This window comes from Flavobacterium macrobrachii, assembly GCF_014486675.1.
Lineage (GTDB): Bacteria > Bacteroidota > Bacteroidia > Flavobacteriales > Flavobacteriaceae > Flavobacterium > Flavobacterium macrobrachii.
In genome coordinates, this window is sequence record NZ_JACTAC010000004.1 from 67,448 (window position 1) to 79,662 (window position 12,215).

The following is a 12,215-nucleotide window of genomic DNA, read 5'->3' on the forward strand; positions in this document are numbered from 1 at the left end:
ACGATTCGCTCCTTGTATTTTTATTCTATTATTGATTTTACTAGTACTTTATCAATTTTTACGCCATCCATATCGATGATTTCGAGTTCGAGTTTGTTCCAGATTAGTTTTTCGCCTTGTGTTGGAATTTTACCCATTTCGGTCATGATTAGTCCGCTTACCGTGGTTACGTCGTAATCGTTGGTTAGTTCGTCCATGTCGAAATAGGTTAGAAAATCGTGTAGCGAATATAGTCCGTCAACGAGCCAAGTTCCGTCTTCGCGGGAAACGAGTTGGTATTCGTCTTCATCAAAATCGGATGCTTCGCCAACGAGTGCTTCGAGGATGTCATTTAGCGTGATAATTCCTTGAAAAACACCGTATTCATCGGTTACAAAAGCATAATGTACTTTGGATTTTTTGAAATTTTCTAGTGCTTTGTAAGCTGATGTGTGTTCGATTAAATAGACTGGTTCTTTGGCGATTGATTTTAGGTCAAAATTACCTTTTTCGAAGTTGGCAAAAAGGTCTTTTAATAGCACAACGCCTTGAACTTCGTCAAGATTTTCGTTACAAACTGGATAAACGGAATGCAATTCGTCGAGTACTTTGTTTTTTATTTCTTCGATGGTGTCATCTGTAGAAAGGTACACTATCCACTGGCGATGTGTCATTAAGGAGTTTACTTTTCTATCGCCAATATGGAAAACGCGTTCCACGATGTCTTGCTCAATTTCTTGAACTTCGCCACCTTCGGTTCCTTCTTTTATGATGGCTTTGATTTCTTCTTCGGTTACTTTTCCATCGGCAGTTGGTTTTATTTTAAAAACATCTAAAACAAACTCGGTTGAAACGGTTAATAACCAAATAAATGGTGCTGTTACTACGGAAACCATTTTCATCGGTACAGCAACAGATTTAGCAATCGCTTCGGGATAATTAAGACCAATCCGTTTTGGAATTAATTCCCCCAAAACTAGTGAGAAAAAAGTTAAAACCACTACCACTACTCCAACGGCAATACTTTGAGAATAAGGTTGTAGTGATACAAAACCGTCAAAAAACAATTTTACATCATCTGTAATTTTGTCACCTGAATAAATACCGGTTAAAATTCCGATTAGCGTTATCCCGATTTGTACCGTTGAAAGAAATTTGTTTGGAGAATTAGCTAAGTCTAATGCCACCTTTGCATTAGTATTGCCTTTTTTTGCAGCAGTTTCTAGTCGATTTTTTCGAGCAGAAATGAGCGCAATCTCAGACATTGAGAAAACTCCATTCAATAAAATAAGAAGAAAAATTATAAAAATTTCCAATTGAAAAATGTTTGATTAACCTTTACAGGCACTAAGTTACAAATTATCTATTACTTTGCTAACTCTTTTTGTAACTTCTTCGATGGTGCCAATTCCATCTACAGCATAAAATTTTTGTTGTCCTTTGTAATAATCCATCAAAGGTGCGGTTTTTTCGTTATATTCTTGGTATCGATTGCGAATTTTTTCTTCGTCTTGATCATCAGGTCTTCCTGAAGTTTTTCCTCTTTCTAATAATCGTGCTACCAAGATATCATCATCAGCTTCAAGTGCAACCGTTGCTGTGATGTTTTGTCCTTTGCTTTCAAGAAATTTATCTAAAGCCGCAGCTTGAGCTAATGTTCTTGGAAAACCATCAAAAAGAAATCCTGCTGAATGTGGGTTTTTATCTACTTCGCTTTGCAACATTTGGATGGTTACTTCGTCTGGAACTAAATCGCCTTTGTCCATAAATGTTTTGGCAAGTTTTCCTAAATCGGTATCATTTTTAATGTTAAATCTAAAAATATCTCCTGTTGAAAGATGTGTTAAATTGTATTTTTCTTTTAAAAATTCAGCTTGTGTGCCTTTTCCTGCACCTGGTTTTCCGAAAAGAACGATGTTAATCATTTTTTTTAGTTTATGAGTTTAAAAGTTTATGTGTTTATGAGTTTAGTAACTTTCTGAATACGTTTTATTGTGCTAATTGGTATACATCTGGAAGATTTCTTCCTAATCCATCATAGTCTAAGCCATAACCAACAATGAACTTGTTTGGAATTCTTATTCCGATATAGTCAATTTTGATGTCTTTTTTGTAAGCTTCTGGTTTGAAAAATAGTGTTGCTATTTTTAAATGTTTCACATTCTTTTCTTTGAAAATAGTTTTCAATTCTTCAATTGTATTTCCTGTATCGACAATATCTTCTACAATCACAACCGTTCTTCCTTCTAAATCTTGGTTTAAACCTATTAACTGTTTTACTTCATTAGTAGTTGCCATTCCTTCATAGGAAGCCATTTTAATGAAACTCACTTCACACATTCCTCTGTAATTTTTCATTAAATCAGACAAAACCATAAAAGAACCGTTTAAAACGCCAATAAAAACTGGAACTTCATCAAAAAAGTCGTCGTCCATTTGTTTGGCCATATTTTGAATTGCAAATTGTATTTCTTCCGATGAAATAAATGGCTCAAAAGATTTGTCGTGAAGGTGTATCATTATTTTTTATTTAAAAATAAGTTGCAAATTTAATGAAGTATAAAGTATTAAGCAGTAAGTATTGACACTTTTTTGCAAATTAGATATATTTACCACATGAAAAGCCAAATGTATCAAAAAATCGAAGCCAGTACATGTCATGTTGCCAGCCGAAAAATGGTGAGCAATTTTGCCATGAAAAACGAAAATCATCTCGATGAAATGATACGATTAGCCTTTGATATTGAACACGATTTACATATAAAAGCGTTTTGGAGTTTGGACTTGGTTTGCGAAAAGAAATTAAAACAATTTGCAGCTTACATAGAAGATTTCTGCATTATACTTCCAAAAATTAAAGATGCTTCTGCATTACGACCAGCAACTAAAATAGCTTTCTTTTTGACCAAAAGTAATCACAGGAAAAACGGCATTTCGCTCACACAGGAACAAGAACACAATTTAATCGAAGCGCTACTTGACCGATTAATTCAAGACGAAAAAGTAGCTTCAAAAGTGTATGCCATGAAAGCACTTTTTGTTTTAGGCAAAAAATATGATTGGGTTCACAATGAATTAAAAATGATTATTTCTCAAGATTATTCCAATCATTCCGCGGCTTACCAAGCGGCAACAAGGAATTTATTAAAGAAACTCAACAAATAGTATTTTCTGAATTCTAAATTCTGAATTCTAAATTCTTACTCTTATCTTTGCGCAAACACAACTACAACATAATGAATTATTTCTCTTCTGATTTTAAACTAGGCATACTCGGCGGTGGACAATTAGGAAAAATGCTCCTTACCGAAACCCGAAAATTTGATATCCAAACGTATATTCTTGATCCAAGCGATGAAGCTCCAAGCCAATTTGGCGCAACAAAATTCTTTCGCGGAAGTTTAATGGATTTTGACACCGTTTATCAATTTGGTAAAATGGTCAATCTGCTAACTATCGAAATTGAAAATGTAAATCTTGATGCTTTAGATAAACTAGAGGAAGAAGGTTTACCTGTTTATCCTTCGCCAAAAACGTTACGATTAATTCAAAATAAAGGTTGCCAGAAGGATTTTTATGTTCAAAATAACATCCCAACTTCACCTCATCAGCGTTATGTAGATTTAAATGATTTGAGAAAATCGTTAGAAAAAGACGAATTAGAATTTCCTTTTGTGTGGAAATGCGCGCAATTTGGTTATGATGGAAATGGTGTAAAAGTGTGTCGTTCAGCGTTAGATTTAGTAAAACTACCTAATGTAGAATGCATTGCAGAAGAAATGGTTCCGTTTAAAAATGAATTGGCTGTGATTGTTGTACGTTCGGTTTCTGGCGAAGTCAAAACCTATCCAGTAGTAGAAATGGAATTTCATCCTGAAGCCAATCAAGTAGAATATGTAATTTGTCCGGCTCGAATAGACGAAAAAGTAGCTCAAAAAGCAACCGAAATTGCCTTAAAAGTTTCACAAGCTTTTAATCATGTTGGATTATTAGCGGTAGAAATGTTCCAAACCGAAGACGACGAAATTTTGGTAAACGAAGTTGCGCCAAGACCACACAATTCGGGACATTATAGTATTGAAGCAAGTTATACTTCACAATTTGAAAATCATTTGCGTGCGATTTTAGATTTACCTTTAGGAAATACAAATAGCAAAGTTGCCGGAATTATGGTAAATTTGGTTGGTGAAGAAGGTTTTTCAGGTCAAGTAATTTACGAAAACATTGAAAAAATAATGGCAATTGATGGTGTAACGCCTCATATTTACGGCAAAAGAGAAACACGACCTTTCCGAAAAATGGGACATGTTACGATTGTAAATGAAAATATGGATGAAGCCAGAAAAATTGCTGAGGAAGTGAAGAATAGTATTAGAGTGATCTCTGTTTAAAAATGGACTCTACAACAATCGCATATATTATAAAAAATAAAAGGTATCCAAATTCTCTTTTTAAAACTATTTTAATTTCAATTGTATATTTGCTTTTCATATTAGTTGGATTTTCAATATCATTTAATGTTATTGTTGAAGCATTAACAACTAATATACTTAAAGAAAATAATATGTTTGGATTTATAATTTTCTTTAGTTTAATAATACTTTCATATTCAGTATTAATTATTTTTTTCTTTCAAAGCGAAATAAATTCTTTTAGTAAATTTGAAGAAATTTTGGTTTCCAAAGAACATCCAGAAATTACAACTATTTTAGAAGAAAAAATACCTTATTATTTTACTCTTTCGCACATTGAAACGCATAATAATAATTTTATAACATTTGAAACTTTGGGTAATTTCCTAACTTATGGGCAAAAAATCTCAATAGTAATTAATGAAAATTTAGTACTAGTAAACAGTAAAGCGAATAAATTTCAATTGTTCTCTTATGGCACGCATAAAAGGAATATTAATAAAATAAGAGATTTATTTAATAAAAATAAAAATTCATGAAAAAAGTAGCCATAATAATGGGTTCCATTTCAGATATGCCTGTAATGCAAGAAGCCATCGACATCTTAAAAGGATTTGACATTGAAACCGAAGTAGATATCGTTTCGGCACACAGAACACCTGAAAAATTATTTGATTTTAGTAAAAATGCGCACAACCGAGGTATTTCAGTAATTATTGCTGGTGCTGGTGGTGCGGCTCATTTACCAGGAATGGTCGCTTCGATGTCACCATTACCTGTAATTGGTGTTCCTGTAAAATCAAGTAATTCAATCGATGGTTGGGATTCGGTTTTGTCGATTTTGCAAATGCCTGGTGGCGTTCCAGTTGCAACTGTTGCGCTAAACGGAGCAAAAAACGCTGGAATTCTTGCCGCACAAATCATCGGAAGTCATGATAAATGTGTACTAGACAAAATTATTTTCTACAAAGAAAGTCTGAAAGAAGCAGTGAATAAAGCTGCATCTGAATTGAAAAAATAAAAGTTTTAAACCATTAAGAAATTAAGTTTCATTAAGTTTTGACTGCCTTAATGAAACTTAATTTCTTAATGGTTTATAATCAACAATAAATAATACTATGAAAGTTTTAGTTCAAAAATTCAATACAAAACACGATACTGCTCCATTTTCTCAAATTAAAATGGAAGATTACAAACCTACTTTTATCGAAAATATTGCTTCGGCAAAAGCAGAAATAGACGCTATTATCAACAATCCAGAAGCTCCAACATTCGAAAACACGATTGAAGCATTGGATTTTTCTGGTGATGCATTAGACCGATTGTCATCGATTTTCTTCAATTTGAATTCGGCAGAAACTAGTGACGAAATGCAAAAAATCGCTCAAGAAGTTACACCATTATTGACCGAATTCAGTAACGACATCACTTTGAATGAAGATTTATTCAAAAGAATAAAATCGGTTTACGAGCAAAAAAACACTTTAAACCTTACTACAGAGCAAGCAACTTTACTAGACAAAAAATTCAAAAGTTTTTCTAGAAACGGTGCTTTATTATCGGAAGAAAAGAAAGCTAAACTTCGCGAAATCGATACTGAATTGGCAAAACTAAAGTTAACTTTCAGCGAAAATGTTTTGGCAGAAACTAATAATTATCAACTTCATATTACTAATGAAAACGATTTAAAAGGTTTGCCAGAAGGAACAATTGAAGCGGCTAAATCATTGGCAAAAAGTAAAGATTTGGAAGGCTGGATTTTTACCTTAGATCATCCAAGTTATTTACCATTTGTAACTTATGCCGAAAATCGTGAGTTGCGAAAAGAAATCGCCATCGCAGCCGGAAAAAAAGCTTTTCAAAACAACGAATTTGACAATCAAGAAATCACACTTAAAATTGCGAAATTACGTTTTGAACGTGCCAATTTATTAGGATATGAAACTCATTCTCACTTTGTTTTAGAAGAACGAATGGCGCAAAATCCTGAGAAAGTTAAATCGTTTTTAAATGATTTATTGGTTAAAGCAAAACCTGCCGCCGAACGTGAATTTGCTGAATTAACTGCTTTCGCTAAAGTATTAGACGGAATTGAAAAATTAGAAAAATGGGATGGCGCATACTATTCTGAAAAATTGAAACAGAAATTATTCAATTTGGATGATGAAAAACTGAAACCTTATTTTAAGCTGGAAAACGTCTTGAATGGAGCGTTTACCATTGCAAATAAGTTATTCGGATTAACTTTTACCGAAGTTTTTGACATCGACAAATACCACGAAGAAGTTACCACTTACGAAGTAAAAGACGAATTTGGAGAATTAGTTGCCATTTTTTACGCTGACTTTTTTCCACGACCAGGAAAACGAAATGGCGCTTGGATGACGAGTTTCAAATCGCAATACATAAAAGACGGAAAAAATGAAAGGCCACATATTTCCAACGTTTGTAATTTCACAAAACCAATCGAAACCAAGCCTTCACTTTTGACTTTTAATGAAGTAACGACATTATTCCACGAATTTGGTCACGGATTACACGGAATGTTAGCCAACACAGTTTATCCAAGTTTGTCTGGAACGTCTGTATATTGGGATTTTGTGGAATTGCCAAGCCAAGTGATGGAAAACTGGTGTTACGAACCAGAAGCGTTGGCATTGTTTGCCAAACATTATGAAACTGGAGAAATTATTCCGCAAGAGTATGTTGAAAAAATCAAAGAAAGCGCGAGTTTTCAAGAAGGCATTGCAACATTACGTCAATTGAGTTTCGGGCTTTTAGACATGGCTTTTCACAGCAATAATCCAACCGAAATTACTGATGTAAAAGCGTTTGAAAAAGCGGCATTCGAAGGCACAACTTTATATCCTGATGTTGCTGAAAACTGTATGAGTGTTTCGTTTTCGCATATTTTTGCTGGCGGCTATTCGTCTGGATATTACAGTTATAAATGGGCTGAAGTTTTGGATGCTGATGCATTTGCCTATTTCCAAGAACAAGGCATTTTTAATAAAGAAGTAGCTACGAAATTTAAAGATAACGTACTCTCAAAAGGCGGAACCGAATTGCCAATGGAATTGTACAAACGTTTTCGTGGTCAAGAACCAAAAGCTGATGCGTTGCTGAAACGAGCTGGGTTGGTTTAAAATACGAGTTACAAAATACAAAGTACGAAAGATAAAAAAGCCGAAGTTTAAAGCTTCGGTTATTTTTTTCAAAATAAACTTTCATTTTTTTTTGAAAATTTAAAAACTTTTACTTAACTTTGTCCTATCAAAATGAAAATTCTACAAAAAGATGGAATTCAAAGAAGCTAAAAATAAATTCGTTCAAACTTGGGGTGCATTAGGTAGCCAATGGGGAATTAACAAAACCATGGCTCAAATTCATGCACTTTTGATGGTTTCGCACGAAGCAGTTTCGATGGAAGATATTATGGAAGAATTGCAAATTTCTCGCGGCAATGCATCGATGAATTTAAGAGCATTAATGGATTGGGGAATTGTTTACAAAGAATACAAAGCTGGCGAACGCCGTGAATTTTTTACAGCTGAAAAAGACTTAGACGAACTAGCCGTTAAAATTTCCAGAGAACGAAGCAAACGCGAAATCAAACCTGCTTTGAAAGTACTTAAAGAAGTTTCTGCAATAACTTCTGACAATACTGCCGAAGAAAAACATTTTGTTGATCAAACCACTAAATTGTATGATTTCGTTTTAAAAGCTGATAATATGTTGGACAAAATAACGGAATACAAAGACAATTGGTTGGCAAAATTGGTTGTAAAAATTATGAAGTAAATTTTTTTAATTAAAACTTTCATTTTTTTCTGAAAGTTTAAAATATCATGTAGTCATGAATATATTAAAAGTATTAAATACCATAGCCTTATCAATTCCATTATTCATAGCATCGTTTGCCATATTTAATGAAAGTGCATTAATTATTGCTGCAATTTCTACAATTGGAACAGGAATTATTCAGTTATTGACAGGAATATATTATTGGAAAGAATACCGCAAAAGTATACACATAAAAATCTATTTTTTCTTTGTATTGCTATTTTTTACTCTCTTATTTTTAGGATTAAAAACAGATATATATTGGTTCTTGCCTCCTATTTTATGCATTTATTTATCAATCCTAGTATATAAACAAAAACCTTAATTTAAATGGAATTTATATGGAATTTATATTACCAAATTGGCTGATAATTCTAAGTGGAATTGGTCAAATATTTACCGCATTGATTTATCCATATATCCGTCATCAAGTTTTTGATTGGTATAATGATGTAAAACAACTCAAACCTCTAAATCAAGAAATTGCAAAAACCTATGGAAGATATATCCAAGGATTAAACTTTTCATTCGGATTAATTGCCATTTTATTTACAAACGAATTAAAAGAACAATCTGCGTTGGCAGTTGCATTAACCGGATTACTTGCAGCTTATTGGGTTGGAAAAGTAGCCACACAAATTGCCTATTATCCAATGTATGATATTCCGAAAAGAACCTTATTTAAAGTTGGAAGTTATTTTATGAATACATTATTTGTTCTTTTTGCAGTGGTAAACACACTACTTTTTATTCATAATTTAAATGGATATTATAAATTTTAAAATCATGAACCTCAACATCATTGGTTACTCAATTTACTTATTGATAACTACATTCATCATTATAAAAGTTGGCAAAATTTGCTACCAAAATGGCAATATTTACGTAGCTGAATTGATACCTGAACATGAAGATTTATGTCAGAAAACAAATCAAATTCTGCTGGTAGGTTATTATCTTTTGAATATTGGTTATTGTGCTATGACTTTAATTTCTTGGGATAAAATCCTTTCTATCAATCAGTTGATTGAAGTTATCGCTGTAAAATCGGCTATCATAATTTGCACTATTTCGGTTTTACACTATTTCAATATTTTCATACTTACAAAATACATTCAAAAATTAATTCAATAAATAGTTTACATTATGGACACAACAAAAATTTTAATCGGTTATGCAGTTTATTTACCAATTGCTTTATTTCTAACTTATTATGTTTCAAGAACGCTTTTTAGAAACAGTAAAGTTTATATGATGGATATTTTTAAAAGTCGTGAAGAAATTGCCAATGCGACTAATAAATTATTTGAAACAGGATTTTATCTTTTAAACATTGGATTTGCTTTAATGATACTTAAAATAAGCGAATACAAAAATGATTATCAAACACTAATCGAAGCTTTGAGCTACAAAATTGGTGGTTTTTCAATCTATTTAGGAATTATGCTATTCTTCAATTTATATTTCTTTTTTAGAGGTAAAAAAAAAGCAAGTGAAACAAAAGTGGAAGAACGAATAGTTATTAATGGATAAATTTTTGAACCCAACTCTGTCAAAGTTTTGAACTTTGACAGAGTTTAAATCATCACAACAACCAACCACCAAAAAATCGGAATACTTTCTACCCAAAAAGAAGCATAATATCGTGAACGATTTTCATTCGAAAACAACAAAAACAAAATCGTTGTTAGTGCCAAAGCCAATTTCAACAAAAAAAACTCCAATCTAAAATCAATCGCTGAAAATTCTAATAACACAAACAAAACCATCAACACAAGACCTACTCGCTTGGTTTTGGTTACGCCAATTTGTTGCGGAACGGTTTTTAAATGTGGATCATCCAATTTTAAATCGATAATTTCAAAAATTAAAATCAGTACAAAAATTAAGATAAATCGTTGTGCTGCCACCAAAAAAACATAATGGGTAAAAGGTAAATTAGTATTGATTATCGGCAAAAAAAGCGTCACGCCAACCCAACACAAAGCCACAATGTAAATTTTTATTCCAGCCCAATTTCGAGCATTTTTGCGATTTGGGAAAAAAGGCAATGTGTACAACAAGGTGATACCCAAAAACACTGATGCAATGAATTGTGTATTTCGTTCGAGCCAAAAAAAACAATACACTGCCATCAATAAAGAGAAGAAACTCAAAACTGCAATTGCTTTCAATTCTAACCGCATTTCGAGTTTTTGACTACGAGCTAAAGCATCGTATTTTACAAAATTATATCCTGTGATTGTTGCAAAAAAGGCAAACGAAGAAACGCTTTCTATTAATTCAATTTCAAACAAGCAACCTGTTAATCTTGTTAAAGCATAAACGGATAACGCGACATGAATGCTGCTATTAATATAAAAATCAACTATTTTTTTAAATGTTTTCAATCAATATAATAGGTAAAAAAACAACACTCAAAGGAACAGACAAAATTAGTTTTAATTTTCATCTATTCCTTTGAGTGTTGACTAAAGAATAACTTTTATCTAATTAAAAATTACTTTTTTATAAACTTCTTAACTTCTGACTTTCCATCAGTTGTAAACTGAACCATATAAATACCTGGTTGCAATCCATTCACATTAATTTCAGGATTTATTAATAAACCTGCTTGTATCAACTTTCCGTCAATAGAAAATAATTTATAATCTACTGAATCATATTGATGAACGATATTTAAAATATCTGCCACTGGATTTGGGAATACTTTGAAATTAAGTTTTGTATTTTCATTTACACTTAAGTTTAAGGAAACTCCTTTAACACTTATATTATTAAATGTAACTCTGTTTCCTAAATCTTCTGTCATGTTTGCACCTGTAAAACGTAGTCTTACTTTAAAATCAGCATTATTTACAGCTTCAACGATAGTAGACAAATCAACATTGAATAATTGGTATGCCGCAGTTAACGGATAGGATGTTTGTGCTAAACCAGCCGATGTCCAACTTGGTGTTCCTGATACTGTTGAATATTCAACGGTGATAGCATCGGCAGCCAATTCATTTTTAGCTGCAAAAGCAAACTTAATATCTTTGTAACCAGCAGTTGAAACATTGAAAATCATAGCGTTTTCATTTGTTCCATTTTGGAAAGGTTGTTTGATTTGTAAACCTCTCATATTTGATGTTGCAAAAGGAATATTGCTATTCGCTTCTGGGATATAGTTGATATCCGTTGGGCTATTTCTTCTTTCCATAGATGCTTTTCTCCAATTTGGACTAGTAGCATCAAAAGGATAACCAATCAAACACGACTCATACTGTAAAACACCTTCGGCTGGAACTTCAAATCTTGAATTTAATGTTGTTAATGGTGTATCATTTGTTACCGTGCTATCAAAAATCCAGAAATAAATTGGCACTTCTACCTCAACTGGAGCGTCTGGAACAAAGTTAGCCGTTACACTAAAATTTGAAGTTGTAGTGATAGTGATTTCTGCTTCTGTACTGTTAGAATCGCCACTCCAATGACTGAATACAAATCCAGGTAGCGCAACTGCTTTTAAAGTAACTGGAATGTTTTGGAAATAAATTCCTGTCCAAGGATATGGATTGGCTGCTACACCTGGAGTTGATGAATTGATTTCGACAGTATTGATTTTTACAAAACCATGAGTTGCATCGCTTACATTCAAAGTTGCATTGATATCACCGGTGATACCAAATTTAGTTCGAATATGTTCTCTTTGAATAGCTGGTCTTACCGTTGCAAAATTTTCTATAACATCTTGACTTTGTTGCCACCAAATATAGCTTGAAGGTGCAGCCCAACGGTCAATTTGTCCTTGAATTTCGGGTTCAATTACTGATGCAAATTGATTGGAAACACCTATCACGCGCTCAGGTAGAAAATAGGTGTTCATCATATCTGCAAAACGGTTAATAAAACTAAGTTTAAACTCGGCATTCTCTAATAGTCGTCTTACTATCAAAGTTGACCATTCAGGATTTGGCCATTCCGTTCCGCCAGTAGCGG

Annotated in this window: 15 protein-coding genes; 10 read left to right on the forward strand and 5 right to left on the reverse strand. The window is 32.7% G+C overall.

The window, feature by feature from the left end; translation table 11 throughout:
- Positions 1 to 20 precede the first annotated feature (20 nt).
- From IAI56_RS02205 to hpt, 3 genes are all read right to left on the reverse strand, one after another.
- The gene (locus tag IAI56_RS02205; RefSeq protein ID WP_239107003.1) at positions 21 to 1,244 is read right to left on the reverse strand and encodes a hemolysin family protein; all 1,224 of its coding nucleotides are present in this window, start codon (positions 1,242 to 1,244) and stop codon (positions 21 to 23) included.
- Positions 1,245 to 1,331: 87 nt separating this feature from the next.
- Positions 1,332 to 1,904 (reverse strand): adenylate kinase, encoded by a 573-nt coding sequence (locus IAI56_RS02210; protein ID WP_169522418.1) that lies wholly within the window; start codon positions 1,902 to 1,904, stop codon positions 1,332 to 1,334.
- Between the two features lie 64 nt (positions 1,905 to 1,968).
- On the reverse strand, positions 1,969 to 2,499 hold the full coding sequence (hpt, locus tag IAI56_RS02215; protein WP_187656307.1) for a hypoxanthine phosphoribosyltransferase: 531 nt from the start codon (positions 2,497 to 2,499) through the stop codon (positions 1,969 to 1,971).
- A gap of 108 nt (positions 2,500 to 2,607) precedes the next feature.
- Here hpt and IAI56_RS02220 point away from each other — a divergent pair, with 108 nt between their 5' ends.
- The 10 genes from IAI56_RS02220 (at position 2,608) to IAI56_RS02265 (ending at position 9,767) form a co-directional block, all read left to right on the forward strand.
- On the forward strand, positions 2,608 to 3,144 hold the full coding sequence (locus IAI56_RS02220; protein ID WP_187656308.1) for a hypothetical protein: 537 nt from the start codon (positions 2,608 to 2,610) through the stop codon (positions 3,142 to 3,144).
- A gap of 71 nt (positions 3,145 to 3,215) precedes the next feature.
- The gene (locus IAI56_RS02225) at positions 3,216 to 4,370 is read left to right on the forward strand and encodes a 5-(carboxyamino)imidazole ribonucleotide synthase (RefSeq protein WP_187656309.1); all 1,155 of its coding nucleotides are present in this window, start codon (positions 3,216 to 3,218) and stop codon (positions 4,368 to 4,370) included.
- 2 nt (positions 4,371 to 4,372) lie between these two features.
- A complete protein-coding gene (locus IAI56_RS02230) occupies positions 4,373 to 4,930 on the forward strand; it encodes a hypothetical protein (protein WP_187656310.1) in 558 nt (185 codons plus the stop codon).
- Positions 4,927 to 5,412: a 5-(carboxyamino)imidazole ribonucleotide mutase gene (purE, locus tag IAI56_RS02235; RefSeq protein ID WP_187656311.1), complete on the forward strand. Its 486-nt coding sequence runs from the start codon at positions 4,927 to 4,929 to the stop codon at positions 5,410 to 5,412. The genes IAI56_RS02230 and purE overlap by 4 nt, the downstream gene beginning before the upstream one ends.
- Before the next feature lie 97 nt (positions 5,413 to 5,509).
- A complete protein-coding gene (locus IAI56_RS02240; protein WP_187656312.1) occupies positions 5,510 to 7,537 on the forward strand; it encodes a M3 family metallopeptidase in 2,028 nt (675 codons plus the stop codon).
- A 151-nt stretch (positions 7,538 to 7,688) separates the two neighbouring features.
- A complete protein-coding gene (locus IAI56_RS02245) occupies positions 7,689 to 8,192 on the forward strand; it encodes a GbsR/MarR family transcriptional regulator (protein WP_187656313.1) in 504 nt (167 codons plus the stop codon).
- A gap of 55 nt (positions 8,193 to 8,247) precedes the next feature.
- Positions 8,248 to 8,559, forward strand: coding sequence for a hypothetical protein (locus tag IAI56_RS02250; protein WP_187656314.1), 312 nt, complete (start codon positions 8,248 to 8,250; stop codon positions 8,557 to 8,559).
- A gap of 16 nt (positions 8,560 to 8,575) precedes the next feature.
- Entirely contained in the window at positions 8,576 to 9,016 is a 441-nt protein-coding gene (locus tag IAI56_RS02255; RefSeq protein ID WP_187656315.1) for a hypothetical protein, read from the forward strand.
- A 4-nt stretch (positions 9,017 to 9,020) separates the two neighbouring features.
- Positions 9,021 to 9,368 (forward strand): hypothetical protein, encoded by a 348-nt coding sequence (locus IAI56_RS02260; protein ID WP_187656316.1) that lies wholly within the window; start codon positions 9,021 to 9,023, stop codon positions 9,366 to 9,368.
- Between the two features lie 12 nt (positions 9,369 to 9,380).
- Positions 9,381 to 9,767, forward strand: coding sequence for a hypothetical protein (locus IAI56_RS02265; RefSeq protein ID WP_187656317.1), 387 nt, complete (start codon positions 9,381 to 9,383; stop codon positions 9,765 to 9,767).
- A gap of 44 nt (positions 9,768 to 9,811) precedes the next feature.
- Here IAI56_RS02265 and IAI56_RS02270 read toward each other — a convergent pair whose 3' ends face one another.
- Complete coding sequence (locus tag IAI56_RS02270; RefSeq protein WP_187656318.1) at positions 9,812 to 10,624, reverse strand: UbiA prenyltransferase family protein; 813 nt, start codon at positions 10,622 to 10,624, stop codon at positions 9,812 to 9,814.
- Between the two features lie 110 nt (positions 10,625 to 10,734).
- A partial coding sequence (locus IAI56_RS02275) for a T9SS type A sorting domain-containing protein (protein WP_187656319.1) occupies positions 10,735 to 12,215 on the reverse strand: 1,481 nt, incomplete at its 5' end.

What these genes read in the sequence shown, in the direction of transcription:
- IAI56_RS02220 (WP_187656308.1), top strand. Translation starts at nt 2,608, where the DNA reads ATGTATCAAAAAATCGAAGCCAGTACATGTCATGTTGCCAGCCGAAAA.
- IAI56_RS02230 (WP_187656310.1), top strand. Translation starts at nt 4,373, where the DNA reads ATGGACTCTACAACAATCGCATATATTATAAAAAATAAAAGGTATCCA.
- IAI56_RS02225 (WP_187656309.1), top strand. Translation starts at nt 3,216, where the DNA reads ATGAATTATTTCTCTTCTGATTTTAAACTAGGCATACTCGGCGGTGGA.
- IAI56_RS02260 (WP_187656316.1), top strand. Translation starts at nt 9,021, where the DNA reads ATGAACCTCAACATCATTGGTTACTCAATTTACTTATTGATAACTACA.
- IAI56_RS02205 (WP_239107003.1), bottom strand. Translation starts at nt 1,244, where the DNA reads ATGTCTGAGATTGCGCTCATTTCTGCTCGAAAAAATCGACTAGAAACT.
- IAI56_RS02245 (WP_187656313.1), top strand. Translation starts at nt 7,689, where the DNA reads ATGGAATTCAAAGAAGCTAAAAATAAATTCGTTCAAACTTGGGGTGCA.
- IAI56_RS02255 (WP_187656315.1), top strand. Translation starts at nt 8,576, where the DNA reads ATGGAATTTATATTACCAAATTGGCTGATAATTCTAAGTGGAATTGGT.
- purE (WP_187656311.1), top strand. Translation starts at nt 4,927, where the DNA reads ATGAAAAAAGTAGCCATAATAATGGGTTCCATTTCAGATATGCCTGTA.
- IAI56_RS02250 (WP_187656314.1), top strand. Translation starts at nt 8,248, where the DNA reads ATGAATATATTAAAAGTATTAAATACCATAGCCTTATCAATTCCATTA.
- IAI56_RS02210 (WP_169522418.1), bottom strand. Translation starts at nt 1,904, where the DNA reads ATGATTAACATCGTTCTTTTCGGAAAACCAGGTGCAGGAAAAGGCACA.
- hpt (WP_187656307.1), bottom strand. Translation starts at nt 2,499, where the DNA reads ATGATACACCTTCACGACAAATCTTTTGAGCCATTTATTTCATCGGAA.
- IAI56_RS02240 (WP_187656312.1), top strand. Translation starts at nt 5,510, where the DNA reads ATGAAAGTTTTAGTTCAAAAATTCAATACAAAACACGATACTGCTCCA.
- IAI56_RS02265 (WP_187656317.1), top strand. Translation starts at nt 9,381, where the DNA reads ATGGACACAACAAAAATTTTAATCGGTTATGCAGTTTATTTACCAATT.